At 49.3% G+C, this 20,982-nt stretch carries 19 protein-coding genes and 1 pseudogene; 9 read left to right on the top strand and 11 right to left on the bottom strand.

Features of this window, described 5'->3' with window-relative positions:
- Positions 1-3 precede the first annotated feature (3 nt).
- From ABNV41_RS11205 to ABNV41_RS11190, 4 genes are all read right to left on the bottom strand, one after another.
- Positions 4-1,254: an FAD-dependent oxidoreductase gene (locus ABNV41_RS11205; RefSeq protein WP_050819302.1), complete on the bottom strand. Its 1,251-nt coding sequence runs from the start codon at positions 1,252-1,254 to the stop codon at positions 4-6.
- A 90-nt stretch (positions 1,255-1,344) separates the two neighbouring features.
- Entirely contained in the window at positions 1,345-1,662 is a 318-nt protein-coding gene (locus ABNV41_RS11200; protein WP_050820334.1) for a hypothetical protein, read from the bottom strand.
- 36 nt (positions 1,663-1,698) lie between these two features.
- Positions 1,699-2,694 (bottom strand): IS481 family transposase, encoded by a 996-nt coding sequence (locus tag ABNV41_RS11195; RefSeq protein WP_035366691.1) that lies wholly within the window; start codon positions 2,692-2,694, stop codon positions 1,699-1,701.
- A gap of 212 nt (positions 2,695-2,906) precedes the next feature.
- On the bottom strand, positions 2,907-4,157 hold the full coding sequence (locus ABNV41_RS11190; protein WP_012812328.1) for an IS701-like element IS1452 family transposase: 1,251 nt from the start codon (positions 4,155-4,157) through the stop codon (positions 2,907-2,909).
- A gap of 142 nt (positions 4,158-4,299) precedes the next feature.
- Between ABNV41_RS11190 and ABNV41_RS11185 the strand changes: the two genes are divergently transcribed.
- Genes ABNV41_RS11185 through ABNV41_RS11165 form a run of 5 tightly spaced genes read left to right on the top strand, consistent with a single transcriptional unit; the run spans position 4,300 to position 9,689 of the window.
- Entirely contained in the window at positions 4,300-5,295 is a 996-nt protein-coding gene (locus tag ABNV41_RS11185) for an IS481 family transposase (RefSeq protein WP_035366691.1), read from the top strand.
- A 41-nt stretch (positions 5,296-5,336) separates the two neighbouring features.
- The gene (locus ABNV41_RS11180) at positions 5,337-7,646 is read left to right on the top strand and encodes a TonB-dependent siderophore receptor (RefSeq protein ID WP_050818501.1); all 2,310 of its coding nucleotides are present in this window, start codon (positions 5,337-5,339) and stop codon (positions 7,644-7,646) included.
- Positions 7,647-7,691: 45 nt separating this feature from the next.
- Complete coding sequence (locus tag ABNV41_RS11175) at positions 7,692-8,408, top strand: tetratricopeptide repeat protein (protein ID WP_196332584.1); 717 nt, start codon at positions 7,692-7,694, stop codon at positions 8,406-8,408.
- A 42-nt stretch (positions 8,409-8,450) separates the two neighbouring features.
- Complete coding sequence (locus ABNV41_RS11170; RefSeq protein WP_050818500.1) at positions 8,451-8,990, top strand: hypothetical protein; 540 nt, start codon at positions 8,451-8,453, stop codon at positions 8,988-8,990.
- Positions 8,991-9,005: 15 nt separating this feature from the next.
- Positions 9,006-9,689 (top strand): Fe2+-dependent dioxygenase, encoded by a 684-nt coding sequence (locus ABNV41_RS11165; protein ID WP_050818499.1) that lies wholly within the window; start codon positions 9,006-9,008, stop codon positions 9,687-9,689.
- Between the two features lie 163 nt (positions 9,690-9,852).
- On the opposite strand, the gene ABNV41_RS11160 is transcribed toward ABNV41_RS11165, so the two are convergent.
- Genes ABNV41_RS11160 through ABNV41_RS11140 form a run of 5 tightly spaced genes read right to left on the bottom strand, consistent with a single transcriptional unit; the run spans position 9,853 to position 14,734 of the window.
- Positions 9,853-10,731: a TauD/TfdA family dioxygenase gene (locus ABNV41_RS11160; RefSeq protein ID WP_050818498.1), complete on the bottom strand. Its 879-nt coding sequence runs from the start codon at positions 10,729-10,731 to the stop codon at positions 9,853-9,855.
- An 18-nt stretch (positions 10,732-10,749) separates the two neighbouring features.
- Complete coding sequence (locus tag ABNV41_RS11155) at positions 10,750-12,033, bottom strand: MFS transporter (protein ID WP_050818497.1); 1,284 nt, start codon at positions 12,031-12,033, stop codon at positions 10,750-10,752.
- A 13-nt stretch (positions 12,034-12,046) separates the two neighbouring features.
- The gene (locus ABNV41_RS11150; RefSeq protein WP_349934692.1) at positions 12,047-12,937 is read right to left on the bottom strand and encodes an LLM class flavin-dependent oxidoreductase; all 891 of its coding nucleotides are present in this window, start codon (positions 12,935-12,937) and stop codon (positions 12,047-12,049) included.
- Positions 12,938-12,978: 41 nt separating this feature from the next.
- Positions 12,979-13,464 (bottom strand): LLM class flavin-dependent oxidoreductase, encoded by a 486-nt coding sequence (locus ABNV41_RS11145; RefSeq protein WP_349934691.1) that lies wholly within the window; start codon positions 13,462-13,464, stop codon positions 12,979-12,981.
- 37 nt (positions 13,465-13,501) lie between these two features.
- Positions 13,502-14,734, bottom strand: a complete 1,233-nt coding sequence (locus tag ABNV41_RS11140; RefSeq protein ID WP_157668573.1) for an acyl-CoA dehydrogenase family protein — start codon at positions 14,732-14,734, stop codon at positions 13,502-13,504.
- 268 nt (positions 14,735-15,002) lie between these two features.
- Between ABNV41_RS11140 and ABNV41_RS11135 the strand changes: the two genes are divergently transcribed.
- Positions 15,003-15,425 (top strand): hypothetical protein, encoded by a 423-nt coding sequence (locus tag ABNV41_RS11135; protein WP_349934690.1) that lies wholly within the window; start codon positions 15,003-15,005, stop codon positions 15,423-15,425.
- 223 nt (positions 15,426-15,648) lie between these two features.
- Here ABNV41_RS11135 and ABNV41_RS11130 read toward each other — a convergent pair.
- Both ABNV41_RS11130 and ABNV41_RS11125 read right to left on the bottom strand, forming a co-directional pair.
- Positions 15,649-16,577: pseudogene (locus tag ABNV41_RS11130) on the bottom strand (IS110 family transposase).
- Positions 16,578-16,838: 261 nt separating this feature from the next.
- On the bottom strand, positions 16,839-18,224 hold the full coding sequence (locus ABNV41_RS11125) for an IS1380-like element IS1380A family transposase (protein WP_349934689.1): 1,386 nt from the start codon (positions 18,222-18,224) through the stop codon (positions 16,839-16,841).
- A gap of 65 nt (positions 18,225-18,289) precedes the next feature.
- Between ABNV41_RS11125 and ABNV41_RS11120 the strand changes: the two genes are divergently transcribed.
- From ABNV41_RS11120 to ABNV41_RS11110, 3 genes are all read left to right on the top strand, one after another.
- Positions 18,290-18,775: a TonB-dependent receptor plug domain-containing protein gene (locus ABNV41_RS11120; RefSeq protein WP_349934688.1), complete on the top strand. Its 486-nt coding sequence runs from the start codon at positions 18,290-18,292 to the stop codon at positions 18,773-18,775.
- A gap of 63 nt (positions 18,776-18,838) precedes the next feature.
- Complete coding sequence (locus tag ABNV41_RS11115) at positions 18,839-20,419, top strand: TonB-dependent receptor (RefSeq protein WP_349934686.1); 1,581 nt, start codon at positions 18,839-18,841, stop codon at positions 20,417-20,419.
- 18 nt (positions 20,420-20,437) lie between these two features.
- Positions 20,438-20,944: a flavin reductase gene (locus ABNV41_RS11110; protein ID WP_050818492.1), complete on the top strand. Its 507-nt coding sequence runs from the start codon at positions 20,438-20,440 to the stop codon at positions 20,942-20,944.
- Positions 20,945-20,982: the final 38 nt, after the last annotated feature.

Below are 20,982 nucleotides of genomic sequence, written 5' to 3'. Positions count from 1 at the left end.
CCGTTATCCTCTGCGGGGCCGAAAGCGGGAGAACAGATCTTCAAACACGGCCACGGCCTGTTCGGCCTCCGCGCGGTTGGGCTGTTCCATACTGTTGCCCACGCCTTCCAGTTCCCCCAACCCGGAAAGGTTGACACCCTGCACCATCAGCCCATCGGATTTGGAAAGCATGGCTGCACCCTTGTAACGCACGCCATAATTGGCCGCCGGTTGTGGCGGCAGCCACGCCGTTTGCCCGCGCACGGGAATAAGAGATTTATCACCCCACAAATCTCGCGCCGCATAGCCGGTGCAGTTAAACACCACACGTTCGGGCAGGTCTGCCAGTTCTGATGGGCTATGGAACTCGCGTATCTCAATCCGCCCGCCAGCCTGATAGAAGTCAGAAAGCAGGGCGTGGCCGAACGCGCCAAAATTGTAGATCATAATGGGCTTGCGCCGCGCATACGCTACGGGGAAGGGATTATCCGCCCCGGCCAGAAGCTCGGCTGCAGGAATAATATCCTTTATCCTGTCTGCATATTTGGCAAACTCGGCCTCGCTTTGCGGCATGCCGGTAGAGGCATAGGAACCCTTGCTAATGTCGGGCGTAGGTTCAGTATGGTCGGCCTCATCCGGTGGGGTGTCGGAGAGAATGTAATTGTCTCTAAAATCCACCGGGTTGCCGGGCAGGCCCAGATATTCCCGATAGGTTTGCCACGAATACCGGGCCATGCGCTCCCACGTGGCGGCAAAATCTGGCGTGGCGGCGGTTATCAGCGCAATGCGTGAATCCGGGGTCCAGCTGCCATTGGCCCGAACAGAGCGCGTATGCGGCAGCATGTCCCGCGCATAAATGGTTACGTTCATGCCCGCGCGCTGGGCGGTTAGGGCGGTGGTAAGGCCAATAATGCCGCAGCCAATAACGGCCACGCGTTTTTCCATCAGCGGGGCGGCGCGTTCCACCGCCATGGTGGCAGACCCCCATGAAAGAGACCACCCGCTGCCGCCGTGCCCATAATTGTGCACCACAATTTTATCTGCCACCGGCTCTATTTCCAGCCGAGGGCCAGCGGGGCGGAAGGGGCGCAGGCACACCTTAATGTCCATTATCTGGTCTGCATGTACGCGGGCGGGCGTTAGGGCTGGCACGGTGCCGGGCAGCGCGGTGCGGCCCATGGCCTGTGCGGCCTCTGGCACGCTGGCCCAGCTTTTGCGCCCGGCGGCCAATGCGCCGGCAGCCAGAGAAGCGGCAAAAAGGTTTCTGCGTTTCAAAAGGTCTGTCCTCTATACGGTTTCTGTTTTGTCGCGCAGCGTGGCGAAGGGGCAACATAGCAGGGCAAGGATGTTTCCAAAACCCACATATCAGCCAGTGCGGGTGTGCTCTGCCGCCAGCTCGGCCAGTGTTTGGGGGTCATCATGCGCAATGTCATCCGCCAATGCGTGCAGGGTGGCGGTGCACTCCAGCACAGCCAGCGGGCCAGTGCGGAAGTAAAGCTGCGCCACAAGCGGGGCAATCTGCCCGGCGCAGTTTTGCAAAACTGTCACAATCTGGCGCACGGTGGCGGTATCCTGCGCAAGCTGGCGGGCCATATAGGCGCGCGTGCCGGGCAAAGGCGGCCAGTCCTGCGTGTTGGGCAAGGGGCGCTTGCGGGGGGCGGAAGGCGCTGGCGGTGTGGGCATCATCGGCTTTCGTGCAAGGTGGGGTTTCTTGCACGCTTAGCTGTCAGGTTGTGAGACGTCATTGGCGTAATCAAGGATTTCGTCGACCTGTTTCATGATGTCACGACCAGCCGGTTTGATATAGTCTTGATTACGTGACGCGGGATGTTTTTCAAGCCATGAGATGATGCATTGGGCGGGAGCGATGCCGCCCAGAACACGCTGCGGGCGATGATTGTAGGCGAAACAGAAGCCTCTGAGCAGAATTTCCAGATCTTCATGGTTTGAGACACAGACCTGCAGTACTTCTGTAGCGACACGGCCATTGAAGCGTTCCACCATTCCATTGGTCTGAGGGGAGTAAGCCTTGGTCCGGCGTCGGTCGATTCCCATGTCATGACAGGCTTTTTCGAAGGCGTCCGCTGTAAAGCAGGAGCCACGATCGGTCAGGATATGGGTGATCCGGAAAGGAAAGGCCGATTTGACGGCATTGAGGAAATCAACGGAATTATCCGCATTTTCCGCGTCATAAACAGCCAGGTGCACTGAACGGGAACAGCGATCGATGGCGACATACAGAAAACGTTTCCGCCGGTCCCCATCTGCTGTCTGTAATTTTGGCAGATGTTTCACATCGATATGGACATAACCGGGATCGTAATCGCGGAACTTTCCCTGTCCCCGAACTGGTCCGGCCTTTGGAACAGGAGGCAGCCTGTTCAATCCGGCGTCTTTCAGTATCCGCCAGATATTGTCCCGGTTCAGATGCGGCAGGAAATGCCGTAAGACAAAGGTCAGATCATCCAGACCAAAACCGGTAGAACGCCGAAGCTGACAGACAATGGCGCGCTCCTCCTCCGAGGCTTTCCAGGCCAGCCTCCAGGGACGGCTGCTGCGGTCCTGACAGGCGTCCGAACCACGCCTGCGCCACTTGCGGACTGTTTCATCGCTGATCCCGTAGCGTCTGGCGAGCACGGATGTCGGTTCTGACGAACGAGCTATCTCAGCCCGGACAGCCGGTGTCGTGCGTGCCTGTGGGTGGATCTGAAGCATCATTCGGTCTCCCTGCAAACGGAAGAAAACAACGAAGCATAACGCGGTATCGCCCACGCTACATCATCCCAATGACGTCTCACAACCTGACACCTAGCACTACAGTTGCATTTTGTGTCGTGAGTGAGCGCGGATAGCACTGGCCTGATGCGTTCGTCGAAAGACGGACCATCTGAGGATGTGAGAGACGGGGAGTCTGCGTTGTGCAAGTTTTACGACGAGGCGCCTGATCTCCTGAATGGACCAGCGGACAAGGACTGTCGTGTTCTGAGTTGTGTTTTTTTCGGTTTCAGTGAGTTTGCCTGGTAACGGACACTGGCCATGACGGCATAGGCCAGCATGACCAGAGAGACATGCCGATGCCAACCATGCCAGGAGCGGGTCTCGTTATGATCAAGACCAAATTCGTTTTTGGCCGTCTCGAACCCTTCTTCGATCCTCCAGCGCGTCCCTTCAACGTTCACCAGTTCCTGCGTGGTTGTCCCTTTCGGGCTCCAGGTCGTAAAATAGGCAAGGTCCCCGTCAGCGATGTTTCGGCGGATCAACAGGCCACGTGTCCATGGTCCGGCTATAGGGCAGTCAAATTCTTCAGCATCCAGATCAGCAAGCGGAAGATACGCCCAGTCATAAAGTCGCTCACCTTTTGTGCCGTGCCCCGCTGACAGACGACGCCAGGCCTGGTCTGGCAGTCCTGCTGCAATATCTTTCGCCTCTCCGGCAATCAGCGGTTCCGTTGCCCATGATCCGAACCAGTGATTGCCCTTGACCCCAAGCACATATCCAATTCCTGCCCGGCGAAGCGTGCGTTCTACGTCGCCCACGCCATACACGCTGTCTGCTGCAACCCAGCGGAACGGCACACCGGCCTCAATACTTCGCTCAATCATCATCGAGGCTAACGCCGGTTTGGTTGCAAACACCACGTCATCGGGAACGTGGGCCCGCTTCAGACGCTCAGGCTTTGATGTCCAGTCTTTCGGGAGATACAGGGCGCGGTCAATAAAGGCATGCCCCCGTTCCGAAACATAAGCGCCAAACACACCAATCTGGCAGTTCGTGATCTTGCCGGCAGATCCCGTATACTGCCGCCCCACACCGCAGGACGCCTGACCCTTCTTCAGAAAACCGGTCTCATCAATGACCAGCACGCCCTCTTCAGTGCCCAGATGCTCAATCACATAATCCCTGACGACGTCACGAAGGGCATCGGCATCCCAGTGCCCGCGTCCCAGAAGCGCCTGCTGCCGCCATGGACCAGGATCTCCTGCGGCTTCCGCTCGCATCCATCCCGTCTTGCGTGGTTCATTGCCAATCAAAACATCAAGAAAAGCACAGGCCGAATCTACGACACGTTTTTGCGTGAACAGCGGCGCCATCCGATCCTTGGCGGACCGAAGCGAGCGCGCCCATAATTCCAGCGTCTCTTCAACAGACGTACCGCCACTCATCATATCCTGAATCATGGTTACCCATAGATTCAGAACTCAACACAAAATGCAACTGTAGTGCTAGCTGTCAGGTTGTGAGACGTCATTGGGATGATGTAGCGTGGGCGATACCGCGTTATGCTTCGTTGTTTTCTTCCGTTTGCAGGGAGACCGAATGATGCTTCAGATCCACCCACAGGCACGCACGACACCGGCTGTCCGGGCTGAGATAGCTCGTTCGTCAGAACCGACATCCGTGCTCGCCAGACGCTACGGGATCAGCGATGAAACAGTCCGCAAGTGGCGCAGGCGTGGTTCGGACGCCTGTCAGGACCGCAGCAGCCGTCCCTGGAGGCTGGCCTGGAAAGCCTCGGAGGAGGAGCGCGCCATTGTCTGTCAGCTTCGGCGTTCTACCGGTTTTGGTCTGGATGATCTGACCTTTGTCTTACGGCATTTCCTGCCGCATCTGAACCGGGACAATATCTGGCGGATACTGAAAGACGCCGGATTGAACAGGCTGCCTCCTGTTCCAAAGGCCGGACCAGTTCGGGGACAGGGAAAGTTCCGCGATTACGATCCCGGTTATGTCCATATCGATGTGAAACATCTGCCAAAATTACAGACAGCAGATGGGGACCGGCGGAAACGTTTTCTGTATGTCGCCATCGATCGCTGTTCCCGTTCAGTGCACCTGGCTGTTTATGACGCGGAAAATGCGGATAATTCCGTTGATTTCCTCAATGCCGTCAAATCGGCCTTTCCTTTCCGGATCACCCATATCCTGACCGATCGTGGCTCCTGCTTTACAGCGGACGCCTTCGAAAAAGCCTGTCATGACATGGGAATCGACCGACGCCGGACCAAGGCTTACTCCCCTCAGACCAATGGAATGGTGGAACGCTTCAATGGCCGTGTCGCTACAGAAGTACTGCAGGTCTGTGTCTCAAACCATGAAGATCTGGAAATTCTGCTCAGAGGCTTCTGTTTCGCCTACAATCATCGCCCGCAGCGTGTTCTGGGCGGCATCGCTCCCGCCCAATGCATCATCTCATGGCTTGAAAAACATCCCGCGTCACGTAATCAAGACTATATCAAACCGGCTGGTCGTGACATCATGAAACAGGTCGACGAAATCCTTGATTACGCCAATGACGTCTCACAACCTGACAGCTAGTAAGGTGAACCAGAAACTAGGGTTCATCAGGAGTGCGGCAAATGAGTCGATCAGAGTTGTCTCACCCGAGTTCACAAGGCAAGGGCCTGCGTGTGGCTGTTGCCTTGGGTGTATCTGTTGGGTTGGGTGTTACAGAAAGCAAAGCGCAGGCAGAAGATGCGGCGCAACCACCTCAGCCTTCCTCATCCGATACATCTATTAAACTTTCCGCAGTGCGGGTGGGAGGACATGCTGAATCTAAAAATGAATCTTATGAGGCAGGGAATACCAACAGTAAGATACTGAATATTTCACGTATGCCTGCTTCCGTGCGTGATACCCCTCAAACCATTAATGTCGTGCCACAGGAGCTTATGAAGCAGCAGCGTGCTTTCACGCTGGATCAGGCGCTGAGCAATGTTCCGGGCATTACGCTTTCAACAGGGGAGGGAGCTGGGGGCCTGAATGGTGATCAGTTTCGTATCCGTGGCCTGCAGGCCAGGCAGGATATTTATACCGATGGCCTGCGTGATTTTGGCACATATACCCGAGATGTTTTCAACACGGAAAGCGTTGAAGTTATTAAGGGGCCATCAGGCGAATATTTTGGTGCAGGCAATGTTGGTGGGGTTATCAACCAAAGCCAGAAGCATGCACATGCGGGTAACAGTTACAGTTATGACCAGTCCTTTGGAAGTGGACCGCTCTTCCGTGGGGTAGGTGATATTAACTATCAGATCAATGATGATATGGCCATTCGTATCAACGGAATGTTCAATAAACAGGATGTCGTTGATCGTAATAATGTAACCTCAAATAGGTACGGTGCTGCGGTTGATTTTGGCGTTGGCTTGCGTAGCAAAACATCCTGGCATTTAACGTGGCAGTGGCTAAACAGTGATAGCAAGCCCGATTACGGTGTGAGCATGATCCAGGTGAATGGGATTTACCGTCCTATTACAGAATATGGTCTGTCTCGAAACACCAGCTATACACGTAATTTCGATTTTGACCGTTCCAACATTCATTCTTTGACATCCTCTCTTAAATCCGAGATTTCGCGCTGGTTTACGCTCACGAATGATACGCGTTTAAGCCTGTATAATCGTGATTATACTGCTACAACGCCTGCTGCATGTTCCGGTGCTTGCGCAACAGCATTTCTGGCAGGTGGTAATTATGCATTGCCTTATGGTGCCGGTGGTGGCGCTGCTTACCGTCAGGAAGGCTGGGGTGTGCAAAACATCCTAATGGGACGTTCACAGTTTAAAACCGGCTTTGTGCATCACGACATTAAAGCTGGTGTAGATGTAAACTATGCGAGTGATTCCCGTTGGCCTGGTAGTTTTACCAACCGAGTGAATAATCAGACCATTCGTAATCCACAATATTCTTATTCTGGCACGTCAGTTAGTTTTCCATCTTCTGGATATGGGAATGCAAATGCCAGAGATGTTGGCTTGTTCTTTTCTGATCGTATTCAGTTAACCAAGCAGCTTTCTCTTTTTGGAACTGGCCGTTGGGATTCTTTCAGTAGCACATATTACGCGCGCTCCAAGGCTGCGCAGGGGCGTGCAGAGCAGAAATCTGATCGCTGGAGTCCATCTGCCAGCATTATGTATTCTCCTTTAAAAAATGCCTCTTTCTACTTTACGTTTGCACGATCCTATAAGCCAGTGGGAACCGATGTGTCCTCTCTGGTTACAATCAAGCCACAAGCAGGGGATGTTGCGCAGAAAGGTGTAAACCTTTCACCCCAGCGGAGTGATTTGTTTGAGTTTGGTAGTAAGGCGGATTTTCTACATAAACGGCTGGGAACAACCGTTTCTTTCTTCCAGATCAGTGAAAATAATTCTCGTTACTATGATGTAAACGGTGATATGGAAACAGGGTTTGCAGATTCAGGAAGCGGCCGACGCATCCGTGGTGTGGAATTAAGCGCCAATGGCAAGCTTACACGAGATTGGCAGGTGTTTGCATCTTATTCCTATATGGATGGGCGTGTAACCCATAGTAGCACCGGAGATAACGGGAAAACTGCTCCACAGGTCCCACATAATACAATGTCTGTTTGGAGCTCGTATGATCTTTCCAGACAATTGCTGAATCCTGAATGGGGCACGTTAAAAATTGGTGGTGGCGTACAATATTCATCTGGTTATTGGGCAGGCCCCGATACGGCTAATACGGCACGTATCCCTAATACGTTCCTACTGAATGGGATGTTGTCTTGGGATTACAAGCATTATCGTGTGTCGTTTAATGCCAACAACATCACAAATAAGTTGAATTATGCTTCTTCATTCTCTGGTTCACGCGTTGTTCCTGCATCTGGCCGGTACTTTATAGGAAACATTGGTGTGACATTCTAATAATATCAGAAAATATAAAAAACTTATGATGCATGCTTTGTTTTTGTGGTGCAAATTATGAAACCAGTTACAGGTGTTAGTACGCTTGATAAAGATTTCCCGGAAGACAAAGCATGTCATTCTGTCTCCACAGTGAATGTACAACTCATGCTTGGGCAGATTTATCTGAATAATGGTAAATTTTCAGATGCATTTAGTATGTTTGAAGTTGCAGCCCGATCGGGGGATCCTCGTGCGTTAAACATGCTTGGGCGTGCGTATGAGCGCGGTTGGGGTATTCCGTGTAATGCATCTGCTGCTGCAATGTATTTCTCTCATGCTGCGAGCATGGGAGAAGGGTGGGCCATGTTTAATCTGGCAGACCTTTATTTGGCAGGTAAGGGCGTAAAAAAGGATCCGCAAACGGCATATAATTTGTATGTTATGTCTGCACAGCATGGCGTTTCTAAAGCGTTTAACATGCTTGGTCTTATTATTGAGGATGGGCTTATTCCTGAAATTGATCGTGGAAAATCCATTGATTTTTTTAGAGCAGCCATAAATTCTGGAGATTGTTGGGGCTATTTAAATATGGCGCGTTACCACCTGTTGTATGGAGAGAGGGATGCCGCCTTGATGTGCCTTGAAGGGGCTCTTGATCTTGGGTTTGAGGATGTTTTTCAGGCAATAGAAAAACTATTTTACGGTGTGGAAGATGCGCGTTTTTGCAAAATCGTAGAAAGAGCAAAAGAGCGCTTCTGTCATTCTTGTAAGAGTGCTTAGAATGAGCACTAGGTTTGAATATTATTCTTGTTTTGGCAGGGTATGTTTTCCATGAATATCGTTATAAAAAAATATTCTACTCCGTTGATCACCGGCTTGTTTATTGTTTCAGCTGTTTCTGGAACAGCCTTGTTTTTTCATTGGATGCCAGGGATGTTCCACTCCATGCATACATGGCTCAGCATGGTATTGTTGCTGCCTTTTTTTATGCATATGTGGCGCAACTGGTCTCAGTTTTTGCTCTATTTCCGTAATAAGACAATGATATTTGCATGTATGGCGTCTTTAGTGGCGGCAGGAGCTTTTATGCTAACAACAGGCCATAAAGGAGGAAATCCGGCTGCCCGGGTTTTTCCTGTTTTAACGCATGCTCCGCTTATAGATCTGGCCCCTTTACTTCATGTATCGCCAGATGAATTGGGTGCGCGTTTAACGCGAGATGGTTATATGGTAAATTCTACATCAGAAACACTGGATGAAATTGCTTCACGATCAGGTAAGTCGGCTTCGGACGTGCTGCTGAAAATTTTGCCTCAGCATTCAGGTAATAATCATAAACATTCTGATGTAAAACCTAGCTGAACGGTAAGACCTATTATGCTTGTTCACATTCCTAACGTTCTGACTTCTGAAGAAATTGCTTATTGCCGTAAGACACTGGAAAAATCGCAATGGGTTGATGGTAAGATTACTGCGGGAGATCAATCCGCAAAAGCAAAGTTTAATCTTCAGATCCCACAAGAAAGTGCAGAAAGCCAAGAGCTGGGGGAAATCATTCTGCAAGCATTGGGGCGTAATCCGACGTTTAACAGTGCAGTATTGCCGTTACGTGTTTTTCCACCATTGTTTAACCGGTATGATGAAGGAATGTGTTTTCATACGCATGTAGATAACGCCATTCGTCATTTGCCTGGTACAGGTTTTCGTATTCGTACGGATGTTTCTTCTACATTATTTCTAAGTGGCTTGGATGAGTATGATGGAGGAGAGCTTATTGTACAAGATACGTATGGTGTTCAAAAAATTCGTTGTCCGGCAGGGGATATGGTTATCTATCCTTCCACAAGCTTACATAGTGTGGAAAAGGTAACGCGTGGCAGCCGTTGGGCCTCTTTTTTCTGGTCTCAATCTATGGTGGCTGATGACACACAGCGCACGCTTTTGTATCAGTTTGATCAGTCAATAATAGATGTCAGGAAACAACTTCCTGATGATCATTCTGCTGTTCTTGGCCTGACGGCAACATATCATAACCTATTACGTCAGTGGGCGGTGCTTTAGGTATTAGATAAAATGATTTTTTGTTTGGAAGTATTTGATTATAAATTTTATTTATCATGATGAGATGAAAAAATGTTTTTATATAAATGCTTAAAATATTATTGAGAGGTATGATCATAGGAATAAATAGCTCTATACGATTGGTATAGAGATATTTATTTAATTAAATATAATAACTTTTTTTTCCATCTACGCTTATAGGTATGTCTCCTTTCACTGTAATACGTCTTAATTCCCTGCGGTGTTGATCAAAATCTGCAGGAGCGTAATGTTGGGTGCTACGATTATCCCATATTGCTACGTCTCCAGGCTCCCATCTCCAGGTAATAGTATTTTCAATTTCTGTTATATAATTCTGAAAAATTTCGAAAAGTGCATTGGCATCTTTGGTGGAAAACCCGTCCAATCCAATCACAAAATGCCCTAACACCAGACTCTTTTCTCCACTGTCTGGATGGACTCTTACAACAGGATGAACTGTTTTATATATTTGAGATGTAAATTCTTTTCTGAAAGCCGATATTTCTTCTTTTCGGCTATCAAATTTATAATAATTTGTATCATAATCATTAGAATGAATGGCCCAAGCCGCATCTGCCAATGCTTTTAATGGTGCAGGCAATGCCTCATACGCGGTTGCTGTATTTGCCCAAATTGTTGTGCCTCCGTATGGGGGAATATGTAAAGCCCGCAAAATTGAGGCTTTTGGATAATTTGTCATAAATGTAACATCTGTATGCCATGAATCTGTTGAACGCCCATAACGAGATTTAAGTTCAAACGTATATTTTGTGCCTTGAGGCGGAGCTATGGTTGGGTGCAGAATAGGTTCACCAAATACACGGCTTAAACGTTCATGTTGTGCATCATCCAAAAACTGTTTTTTTAGGAAAATAACTTTATTTTTTACAAGTTCTTTATTTAAAAATTCTTTTTGATCTTCTGTTAGATCCTTTTTCGCATCTATTCCATGAAGGACAGCCCCTAACCGTGATCCAACTTTTTCAGCAACAAGATGTTCTGTATTGAGTGTTTCAGACATTGCAGTATTTCCTCTTGGTTAAAGTTGCATAGGAGAGAATATTGAGGAAGAATTCTGGCTATGCAGGATCCTGCCTGCTGATTGTGGTGGGATCTTGATGAGTGACACCAGAATGCCACTTACAAAAAAGAGAAATGCGTAAATATGGATAACGCCCGCAACGCCAACAAATGGCTGAAAAATATAAACAATAAGAGGCCCCAACCATACACTGCATCCAGCCCCCAGATTTAGGAACGACATAGCAACCCCTTTCTTTTCTGGTAACAGGGAAGGCGTTAAGGCTGAAAGCGGAACATATCCGGCTAATGCAAGGCCAAACAGAATTGCAGCTACGTACACACTCCACGGATGGCTATGCCCATATAGGGCCGGCACCCAATATAGTAGGGCGCAAGCAAAGCTGCTTCCTATGCCACCAGCCCACAAAACAGTTCCACGCCAAGACAAACGATCACTTACGGCCCCTAAGAGCACGTTAAAAACGATATTACTGGCAAAAATGGTTTCTAAAAAATGGATCCATAATTCGTTTGATAATCCAAGCGTTTGCACAAAATAGAATGGCATGAACACAATAATACCATGCGTAGCTGCTGAATTAATTGCTCTGATAATGCATACAAGCAGCAAAGAAGGGTATGCGTATCCGTCCTTCAGAAACTGCAAAAAATGTCTATCCTGATGTATAGATAAAGCCTTTGGCTGATCCGAGTTGTTGGGCAAAGCAATTACACTCAGGCTTCCACCTAGTATAACAACGCCTAATGCAACCCAAAAAGTAAGATATTCTCCTAGTATCGGTAAGCTTGCAGCAGCTACAACAGTGCCGAGTGTGGGCAGCCCACATGTAAAGCAAAACCAGAAAATGCCAGAAGCCAGACCTCTTTGCTCTGCACTTACTTCTTTAACAATAAGTGTGAGAATACCGTATGCTAATAAAGGATATCCGAAGCCTCTGATACTGTATGTAAGCAAGACACCCCATGCAGTATGCGATGGCAGCGCCCAGGCCAAAAAAAGCACTTGCGGCACCACCCATAATACCACACCTGCAATAATTACCTTGCGGCAGCCCACATACTCGCACAGCAATCCAGCGCCCCATGCAGAAATTGCAGCAGTAAAGCCATATAATGTAAAAATAAATGCTACCTGATGCTCACTTATGCCTGAGGAGACCAGAAATGGTGACAGGTAACCAACCTCCACACCATCTCCAATCATAAAAAACAAAAGCCCCAGATACTGCATGCCAAAATCACGTGGCGTTTTTCCTGCTTGTTGTGAGGATTGCACCATCAGACTATTTCTTTCAGGCTGGAATTTTCTGATCAAACGCATAGCGTGCAGCCGGATGATCTGCTGAGGGTCGACCATTTTTGTTATTAGGAAACAACCTTTCTCTTAAGGTTGCTCCTTGATCGCCCCGAATACGCCCGCGCTTTTTAAGTTCTGGAATAACCAGACGACCAAAATCTTCAAAGCTTTCTGGATTAACAAGCTGAATCAGGTTGATGCCGTCAGTCTCGGTTTCATCCAGCCACTGTTCCAGGTCATCCGCCACGGTTGTGGCTGAACCTATAAATGTACGTGCGCGGCCAAATCCATTTTGCGGATTAGCGGCTTGAGCCAATGTCCATTGGCGCCCACTGACTTGCGGATCAAATTGACGTAGAACAGATTGGCTGGCTTCCGTGTTTTGGTAACGAAGTACATTGTCAGGAGCCGTTTGCGAAAAATCTATACCAGTCATGGATGAATAATGGATAATTGATGCTATAGGATCATAATATCTATAATATTCTTCAAACTTTTCCCATGCGGCTTCATCTGTTTCTGCTGTCACAACAGCAACTGCTGTAATAAATTTTATGTTTTCTGGTTTTCTTCCATACTTCACTGCCTGAGCACGGATACGGCGTACATTTTCTCTCACGCCATTTGCGCCTGCTCCGACAACAAAAACAATCTCGGCATGCTTGGCTGCAAAGTCTGAACCACGGGCAGACGTGCCTGCTTGTAACACTACAGGCACGCGTTGCGGGCTGGGTTGTACAACATGCCCGTCTGGCACGGTAAAATACTTACCTTTATGCTGAATGGAATGTACCTTGGATGGATCTGTATAAATACTTTTTTCCAGATCAGTATTCCGGATAACGGCGTTATCTTCCCAAGATCCTTGCCAAAGTTTGTAAGTCACATCCATAAACTCATTGGCAAGATTATAACGCTCATCATGAGCTATTTGGTAGCTATTTGGTGGCCGAGACCAAGATTGCGCGCGGCACTCTCTTGCTGCGACGTGACAACGTTCCAACCAATGCGACCATTGGTGATGTGATCCAATGTGCTGAACTTACGCGCAGCTTGGTAAGGATGTTCATATGTGGTGGAAAGCGTAACGCCAAATCCCAACTTTTTTGTTGCCGCAGCCATTGCAGAAACAAGCAGGAGTGGATCAATTAAAGGTGACTGAATGCCATGCTTGAGAGAAGGCGCAGGACTTGCACCATAAACATCAATAAGCCCCAGAGCATCTGCTATAAACAGGCAGTCAAACCCAGAAGTTTCTAGAGATCGTGCAAGTTCAACCCAATACTCAACGCTTGTATATCTATACGTTTTATCTCGTGGATGACGCCATAGCCCGTAATTGAGGTGTGATACGGTGGCCATGGTAAACGCATTGAGAATGATTGGATCTGTTTTTTGTGCGGTATAAGCCATGCTGAGATTTCCAAATAAGAAACGGTAAAACAGACGTTCAAACAGTCCCTACGCGCCATTGGCCGGGCGGTGGATTGCCGTTTACCAAGTAATCCCCCACAATTCTGGTGCGATAGACCCGTGGATTATGGCAACCAATTGTACGGATATTACGCCAATATCTATCTAGTGCAGCGCTGCGCAATGTTGCTGTGCCTCCCAAGGCATCAAACAACAAAGACGTTGCATTTAACGTAAGCGGAAAGATAATTTCCTGAGCTTGCCAGACTTCGAGTTCTGCCTTGATAATATCGGGGCCTCTATCTTCATCTTTCTTATCTACTGCAGCTTGCAGTGCTTCTGCTGCGTGCCTGACAATAGATCTGGCTGCATGCGCGGCAGACGCAACCTGTCCCACAATTTCCAGAATCTGAGGGTCTTGCGCAGGTAATTCGTGGTTAGCGTGGCTGAAGGCTCGTTTTCTGTTTTTTACAGCCCCCGCAATATCCAAAGCGGCCGCTTGCGTAATGCCAGCTACTGTTGCGAGGTGATAAAGTTGGAAAAATGCTTGAGAATACGGAAACTCGGTATTGCCATAACGCAAGATATCATCATGCACTCGCACATCTTGAAAATGCGCTGTGCCACTTGCTGTTAATCGCTGGCCAATTCCATCCCAATCATCAACAATGTTCAACCCAGGATCATGGCGAGCGGCAAGGCATTTAACTGTCTGGCCATCCTGTGTAGAGGCTGTAACAGTCAACCAATCGGCATATAAAGAGCCGGTTGTGAAAAATTTACTTCCATTGATCACAAAATGTTCATTCTTGCGGGAAACCGTGGTGGCAAAGCGATCTCGCCCAGTGCCTTTTTCGGCTGCAGCAGCTCCTGCTGTTTCCCCTTTTCCGACACGCTCAAACCATTGGTCTGTATAAGCGGAAGGTTGTTCAAATAGCAGATGTTCTACAAAGCCAAAATGTGCACGCAGGGCCTGTGCCACATTTGAATCTGCTGTTGCCAGATCAATAACTGCAGAAAAGAATTCAGACAGCGGACGCCCAAGCCCGCCATACTGTGCAGGCACGCGTAAAGCAGTAAAACCACTTTGTTTTAGTCGCTTAATCGCCTCAAAAGGGAGTGCGCGCTCAACTTCAGCCTTGGCAGACTGTTGGCGAATATCTTCCAGCAGTACAGCATATCCACTTATTTCTGTCGGATATTGTAGGGGAAATGCCTCCTCCCACAAAACAGAGCTCCGCTCCTGCTCAACAGATCTATTTCGCTTCAACACCTTAAACCTCCTGCGCAGAATGGTTCTGCCATTCTGTTTCTAATTTTCTTTCCACAAAAAGAGGTTTTCCCGAATCACATGGAAGGTTCTCCATGTCTACGAATCACTCTCATGATTCGTATTAGGCACATATTCCACTAAACAAACAAGCACATAATTCTGCAATTTATAATTTTATCATGTTGACTCGTATTTAATTGTAAATGCATTCTAATAAACGATTCTGAGTCATTTTTTATGAATCTCATAACAACGAACAATTAACGTGAAATTCCATGTTCTGGAGCCGAAAGTGAAATCAAAAAGAGCTTGGCACTACGCCACCACAACTGCGCTTGCTGTATCCTCTGTATTTTGGGCAGAAAACTTGGCTCATGCACAAAGCAAGCCAGATGCTGAACATTCTCCGGCGGCGGTACGTAATACCGTTACGTCTCAACAAAAAAGGAAAACCATCACAGCCGTTGATGCACATTCTGTAGAGCACGTGAATATACAGGGGCAAAGGCAAGCCAACTGGGTTGTTACCCCCGTTTCGGCCTCTACAATTGCGAATTATGCACCTGGTACTAACGCCTTAAAAGCGCTCACTACCCTTCCCGGGGTCATGTATAACTCTGCGGACCCTCAACGCGGATTTCTTCTGTGGTTACCGTCCGTTATGCAAGAGTTTTCTGACCAATATTGACGTGTGATCGTGTGCGGTCTTCTGTAAGGCCTGTTGATGTGGCCTTTCAGAAGCCACTGGCCGGTATGGTGATCAGCGGATCAGATCCAAATCTCACAGGCGTGCTTTAAAGCACAGAGAAATCCACTGGTTTTTCCGATCCGGATCAAACGATCATGCGCCCATTCAGGTCATCGCCCTCTCACACCCCTACCGGTTCCATCCGCGGGAGCCGAGCCATCGCTCAGGCTGCCAGGGACAGGGCCGGATCCCGATAATCCTCCTGTTTTGTTGCCATGGCCCAGATGGCTCGTGCCATCCTGTTGGCCAGCGCAATGGCTACCAGCATACGGGGCTTGCGGGCCAGCATCCGTGCCAGCCAGCTTCCCGGTGCAGGGGCCTTACGGCTGGCCCAGTTCACCTGGGTCATGGCGCCCATGATGAGAAGCCTGCGGATATCAGCCTGCCCGGCTTTTGATATCTTCCCCAGCCTTTCCTTTCCGCCAGATGAGAACTGACGGGGCACCAGCCCCAGCCACGCAGCAAAGTCGCGCCCGCGCCGGAAGCTCTGCAGGTCAGGCGCAAAAGCTTCAATCGCAAGAGCGGTCAGAGGACCCACTCCAGGCATGCTCTGCAATCTGCAGGTGTTTTCACTTTCCTGGGCAAGCATCCTGATCTTCTTTGTTCTGACATCAATCCGCACACTCTGCTCCGAAATCTGTCGCAGCAGATCAAGGCATTCCTGCTTCACAGCCTCTGGCAGAACCGCCTCATCCAGCATGGTTTCAATGTGTCTGATATGCGCAATCCCCTGTGGCACGACGAGACCGAATTCATACAGAACGGCACGCAGGGCATTCACCAGTTCCGTGCGCTGGTGCACCAGACGCTGCCGGGCCCGGAAAAGAACGCCACGCGCCTGCTGCGCTTCAGTGCGTGGTTCGACAAAGCGCATTTCCGGCTGCCGGGCCGCAATGACGATCGCTTCCGCATCAGCAGCATCGTTCTTCTGGCGCTTCACGAAAGGCTTCACATACTGCGGAGCGATCAGTCTGACCTCGTGACCAGCTCCTGCCAGTTCGCGAGCCCAGTAATGCGCGCTCCCGCACGCGAAGCTCCATGAACCTGGAAAATGTTCTTTGCCAGATCAACGCCTATCACTGTATCCTTCATCTGCCGTCCTTTCGCGCAGTCGTTTCTTCCAACGACCATTCTGGCACATTGCGATGCCGTGCGGGGAGGACGGCAACCACCCCATCTCACACTTGAGGCAATTTCGGGTCATTTTGTAGAATTCAGTCATCCCACAGGAGCCCGATCTGGAATATTGACGATATTCTGCTTCTGGCGGCGGGTTCTGAACGCAGTGAGGGTGTCACGGCCTGAGAAGGCAGTGTTGGTGGAAGCTATGTGGTCTGTGCACTGTCTGTTTCTTCAGATGGCCTGCCGGAGCCTTCGCAATCGTGCATGAGCGAGGGCGAATTCATGCTGACAGGGGAACATGTCCGGCATGGACAGGACAATCCGACGGACGCTGAGCGTTACACGTGTCGCGATTTTGAGCAGTCGTGCGCGCATGGTGCCACAGGTCGCCGTCTCCAGGCTGGTCTGGCCAAGGGCCAGTCTTTGCAGAGCGGTCAGCAGGACATAGGCTGCGGCCGAGAACCACAGCCGGAGCTGGTTGGCCCGGATGGTGTGGGACGAGGTCCTGTCTGAGAACAGATCCATCTGGCATTCCTTGATGCGGTTTTCCATATCCCCGCGTGCGCAGTAAATCTGTTCGTAGAGATGGCGGGGGTCGGACATTCCCTGCGGTAGCGTGGTGACAATGTAGCGATGATAGCGGTTGCCGTGGCGCCATTCGGCCTTGGCCACGACCCGCCTGCGGCGCGTCCAGCTGTCCTTTGTGATCCAGTCAAAGGAGGCAAAGCCGCGCGCAGCTCTGCCTGTCGTGGCGGCTTCGTCACGAACCTCAGCGGACAAAGAGGCAATCCGGTCATACAGGCGGGTGTTGCCTGCAAGCCCGAACAGGAAGTCAACGTGGTTGTCTTCGCACCATGTCATCAGACTGTCCCGGGCGAAACCGCTGTCCCCACGCACCAGGATACGCACCCGAGGCCAACGGCTCCTGATCTGCTCCACGATCCGGCGGATGTCTGCCAGTGCTTCCTTCCCCGGGTCCCTGTCTGCCGTGCGCAGGGTGGCGCTCAGGAGATGGTCTCCGCAGAAGATGTATAACGGCAGATAGCAGTTATGGCCGTAATACCCATGAAAGGCCCGGCCTTCCTGATGGCCATGGATACGGTCATCGGTGGCATCCACATCCAGAACGATCCGGGCGGGTGCGCGCTCATGCTGGTCCATGAAGAGCGTCACGAACAGGGTAGCCAGGGCCTCATGATCAGCAATGATGCGGCAGTAACGATCTGCCTTGTGGCCACTGCGCTCCAGCCGGTTCAGCGTGGATTTTCCTGCCAGTGCTGCGCAGTTTGCCCGGCCTCCTGACAGACGGCCCGAGGCCAGACCAAAGATCAGGTCATGCCGCAGGGCATCGTGATCATTGAGATCTTCATAGCCCAGTGCCAGGCCCATGATCCGCTGACGGACAAGGTCTTCAACCCGGTATTCCACAAAGCCGGGATGCCGCTTATCGCGAAAACAGGCAGCAAAGCGGCGGCTGAGACCCAGAATGTCATCAGCCTGCTTCACCAGAATGACGCCCCCATCCGAACTCATGCGACCCCCGTCAAAACGGGCCACAACACGCCGTCCACAGGAGGCTGGAAATTCATACGCGCCTGCGCTACACTCTGTCTGCATCGGGTTTTCTTATAGCTTACGAAAATTTCTTTTACACAAAATAGACTTTTTCATAATCTAACCCGATGTACAACCCTTCTGTGAGATTTCCGCGTCAAGGCCTGAACCTGTGGGGACAATCCTTTTTGATGCACGGTTTTGACCAATCCCAGATTGGCATGACATTAGACGGTATGCCTTTAGGGGGACAATTATGGAGCAATTCCAATGGTCTTAGCCCTTCAGCCGCTATTTCTTCCGAAAATATCAGTCGGCTAGATGTATCTGCCTCTGCTGGGTCTGAAGGAGCAGCCAGTATCAGTAACCTGGGCGGAACTGTGCAGTTTGTTTCCCGAGATCCATCGCATAAAGCGGGGGGCACAGTGCGCCAAACTTTTGGCAGCAACTCCATGTTTCATACCTTTGTGCGGGCGGATAGTGGTGACCTGAATAAACAAGGTACACGTTTTTATGTGTCCTATATGCGGAATGACACAGATAAATGGCGCGGGGGACAAAATCAGTTCATGCAGCAGGTGAATGCCAAGCTGCTGCACCCTGTTGGAGAGTAAAGCAAGCTGACTGCTTTTTTCAACTATGCTGATGAAGAAATGCAGAATTATCAGGACTACAGTATGAATATGTTCCGCCACGGCGGCTATCATATTGATAATCTTGCAGGCACACCCAATGGTTATGAAACAGCATACCGTCTTGCTCTTGCCTCCAATGGTATGCCTGGAGGCAGTGTGCCAGCCGCTTATCAAAATCTTTCTAGTCCATATACGGCTTCTTTTTATGATGGTGCGGGCAATCAGCGGCAATATTTTGGCGGTATAAATGCTGATCTCGCGCTTACAGATAGATTGCGTTGGAACTCTACTTTTTATGGTCATCGCTCGTGGGAAGTTGGAACGGTTACAAGCCCGCTTATTTCATCTCCGAATGGCGCACCTTTTGTTGAGCAGGCTACCATGCCAAGTACCAATAGATTTGGTTTGCTTTCCTCTCTGACATACACAATTTCCAAAAATGAAATTAACGGTGGTGTTTGGTACGAAAACACAAAATTTGTTGCCGACAAAAGAGCTTATGAAGAACCTTTGTTAGAAGACGTTCTTTCGGGTAATGCACGTCCCGTTGATGGTATGCACCTGACATCTCCTTATCAGAGGGAATATGAGCAGGTTTTTAATACCAATACTTTTGTTGCTTACCTGCAAGATACTTATCATCCTCTGTCTAATTTGGCATTCCACTTTGGCTTTCGGTCAGTGCTTAACACCACGCGCGTAGGGCAGTTGGCAAACTGGCCTACCTATACCCGAACAGATGCTATTGCCGGTGGCGATGGTATTACCACAAGCAAGCCATTTCTGCCGCATATTAGCGGTCAATGGAGCTTTTTACCGGGGCATCAGTTTTATTTTGATATTGCCAATAATGTGAAGGTTTTACCTGTAGCAGGTTACAATAGTGGAGCTTCACCTTTTGCAACAACACAAGCTGCCTTTGATGCATCTAAAGCCGGTTTGACATCAGAAACTGATTGGAATTACGCCGTAGGGTATCGTTATACATCCCACCTTATTACCGGGAATGTTTATGCGTATCACACGGATTTTTCTAACCGCTTGCAACAGATTTCAACCGGAAACCCCAATAATCCATATACTGTTATCAAAAATGTTGGTGGTGTAAGTATGAACGGCGTAGATGCAGGCTTTGTGCTACGGCCATTGGAAGGTCTGCAACTTGCCAGTAGCATTAGTTATAATCATGCAACTTACTCAGATAACGTTACAGAAACCACAAGCTCTGGAAACGTAACTTATGGGTTGAAAGGTAAGCAGGTAGTTGCCTATCCGCGGTTGATGTACAAAGGTCAGATTTCCTACAAATGGCGAGATGCCGAAATACATGCTGATACACAATATATAGGTACCAGAAACCTCAGCTATACGGGGGATGAGAAAGTGCCTGCTTATTGGCTGACAAATGTAGGAGCGAGATATGATCTTACGCCTCTGTTTAATCAGGGAAAGGTGGGGAATATTATCAAACATGCATCATTAAGCTTTAATGTTTATAATATTACTAACGAGCACTACATCTCCACAATGGGGCAAAATGGCTTTCCCATGTCTGGAGATTACCAATCCGTTGTTTTAGGCGCTCCTCGGCAATATTTTGGCACTGTTCAGATTGATTTCTGATAATTGGAAACAAATGTCATGTCACAAACAACGCTTTTACCTGCAGTAGATTCTCAAAAATTTCGTAATGGTATGTCTCTTGTGCCTGGTGCTATTTGTATTATCGCAACAGATGGCAAAAATGGCTGCTATGGATTTACAGCTACTGCGGTATGCAGTGTTTCTGATGCGCCACCCACCTTGCTTGTCTGTGTCAATAAAAGCACAACAGCACATGACCATATTCTGGCTCATCAATGTCTTTCCGTTAATGTACTAGCCCCTTCGCAAGAAGCACTCTGTGCAGGTTTTAGTAATCGCTCTTTGACTCAAACTGAGCGGTTCGCCCTTGCGAAATGGAATAAGTGTAACAGCGGTGCGCCGCTGCTTGCCGGATCTACTGTATCTTTTGATTGTATGATTGCGCAGACGATTGAGACACAAACACATACAATCATTATCGCCTCAGTGGTCGATATTGTTTATGAGCAGGAGCCTCAGAATGGCTTGGTCTGGTATCGTAAAAAAATAGCTTACACAGTTTAACCAAAAATATTTTTTCTAATGTGGGGCATTTTAGAGAG

It is taken from the genome of Acetobacter sp. A11-2 (assembly GCF_040208445.1).
GTDB lineage: Bacteria > Pseudomonadota > Alphaproteobacteria > Acetobacterales > Acetobacteraceae > Acetobacter > Acetobacter oryzoeni.
The sequence above is the reverse complement of the archived record's forward strand: the minus strand, read 5'-3'. Positions and strand labels throughout refer to the sequence as shown.

What these genes read in the sequence shown, in the direction of transcription:
- ABNV41_RS11180 (WP_050818501.1), top strand. Translation starts at nt 5,337, where the DNA reads ATGAGTCGATCAGAGTTGTCTCACCCGAGTTCACAAGGCAAGGGCCTG.
- ABNV41_RS11170 (WP_050818500.1), top strand. Translation starts at nt 8,451, where the DNA reads ATGTTTTCCATGAATATCGTTATAAAAAAATATTCTACTCCGTTGATC.
- ABNV41_RS11165 (WP_050818499.1), top strand. Translation starts at nt 9,006, where the DNA reads ATGCTTGTTCACATTCCTAACGTTCTGACTTCTGAAGAAATTGCTTAT.
- ABNV41_RS11120 (WP_349934688.1), top strand. Translation starts at nt 18,290, where the DNA reads ATGTACAACCCTTCTGTGAGATTTCCGCGTCAAGGCCTGAACCTGTGG.
- ABNV41_RS11160 (WP_050818498.1), bottom strand. Translation starts at nt 10,731, where the DNA reads ATGTCTGAAACACTCAATACAGAACATCTTGTTGCTGAAAAAGTTGGA.
- ABNV41_RS11195 (WP_035366691.1), bottom strand. Translation starts at nt 2,694, where the DNA reads ATGCTTCAGATCCACCCACAGGCACGCACGACACCGGCTGTCCGGGCT.
- ABNV41_RS11110 (WP_050818492.1), top strand. Translation starts at nt 20,438, where the DNA reads ATGTCACAAACAACGCTTTTACCTGCAGTAGATTCTCAAAAATTTCGT.
- ABNV41_RS11190 (WP_012812328.1), bottom strand. Translation starts at nt 4,157, where the DNA reads ATGATTCAGGATATGATGAGTGGCGGTACGTCTGTTGAAGAGACGCTG.
- ABNV41_RS11115 (WP_349934686.1), top strand. Translation starts at nt 18,839, where the DNA reads ATGAATATGTTCCGCCACGGCGGCTATCATATTGATAATCTTGCAGGC.
- ABNV41_RS11145 (WP_349934691.1), bottom strand. Translation starts at nt 13,464, where the DNA reads ATGGCTTATACCGCACAAAAAACAGATCCAATCATTCTCAATGCGTTT.
- ABNV41_RS11125 (WP_349934689.1), bottom strand. Translation starts at nt 18,224, where the DNA reads ATGCAGACAGAGTGTAGCGCAGGCGCGTATGAATTTCCAGCCTCCTGT.
- ABNV41_RS11200 (WP_050820334.1), bottom strand. Translation starts at nt 1,662, where the DNA reads ATGCCCACACCGCCAGCGCCTTCCGCCCCCCGCAAGCGCCCCTTGCCC.
- ABNV41_RS11155 (WP_050818497.1), bottom strand. Translation starts at nt 12,033, where the DNA reads ATGGTGCAATCCTCACAACAAGCAGGAAAAACGCCACGTGATTTTGGC.
- ABNV41_RS11185 (WP_035366691.1), top strand. Translation starts at nt 4,300, where the DNA reads ATGCTTCAGATCCACCCACAGGCACGCACGACACCGGCTGTCCGGGCT.